Annotated in this window: 1 protein-coding gene and 1 rRNA gene; both read right to left on the bottom strand. The window is 64.1% G+C overall.

Annotation, left to right across the window (positions count from 1 at the left end; genetic code table 11):
- Nucleotides 1–543: hypothetical protein (locus tag AC5RTY_RS16855; protein ID WP_494139983.1), on the bottom strand; the 543-nt coding region annotated here is incomplete at its 3' end.
- A gap of 276 nt (nt 544–819) precedes the next feature.
- Nucleotides 820–899, bottom strand: a 5S ribosomal RNA gene (rrf, locus tag AC5RTY_RS16850); the annotation flags it as partial.

Raw genomic sequence — 899 nt, 5'->3', positions numbered from 1 at the left:
ACGCGCTGCCACGATCCTGACGCGGCCGATCACCAAAGTCCCGACGCTCACCACGATCCTGACGGGGCCGATCCTCGCGCGAACGGAAACCGCCGGCACCACCAGACGCGCTGCCACGATCCTGACGAGGACGATCACCAAAGTCCCGACGCTCACCACGATCCTGACGCGGCCGATCATCCCGCGAACGGAAACCGCCGGCACCACCAGACGCGCTGCCACGATCCTGACGAGGACGATCACCAAAGTCCCGACGCTCACCACGATCCTGACGCGGCCGATCATCCCGCGAACGGAAACCACCCGCACCACCAGACGCGCTGCCACGATCCTGACGAGGACGATCACCAAAGTCCCGACGCTCACCACGATCCTGACGCGGCCGATCATCCCGCGAACGGAAACCACCCGCGCCACCGGAACCGCCGCTGCGCCGGTCCTGGTTGTCGGGGCGTTTTCTATCGCCGCCCTCGGTGGAGCGCTCGGCTCCCGACCGGTTGCCAAAGTTGCCTCTGCCTGCACCCCTGTCGTCTCGTCCTTCACGACCCCGGAAATCAGCCATGCCGGAACTCCTCTCAGTGCGGGCCAAGGTCGAACCAGCCAACCACAGCCGTCAAAATCTCTATGAAATGCGTGTCTTGTTGTGGGCGCAATCATCTGTGGCGCGCCCGTACCATCGATCCATTCTAGTCCAGCCGACTGTTCTGCCAGTTGCAGACAACCGCCGTAGGACTGTGACTCCACTAACGAACCGGCATCGTGGTTAAACGCGGGAAGGCCCCGCCATCGTTGGCGGGGCCTCCCCGGTGTTCAAAGAATGTCCGGCGGCGACCTACTCTCCCACACCCTCCCGAGTGCAGTACCATCGGCGCTGTGGGCCTTAGCTTCCGGGTTCGGAA

The organism is Arthrobacter sp. Y3224055, assembly GCF_059090825.1.
The sequence above is the reverse complement of the archived record's forward strand: the minus strand, read 5'-3'. Positions and strand labels throughout refer to the sequence as shown.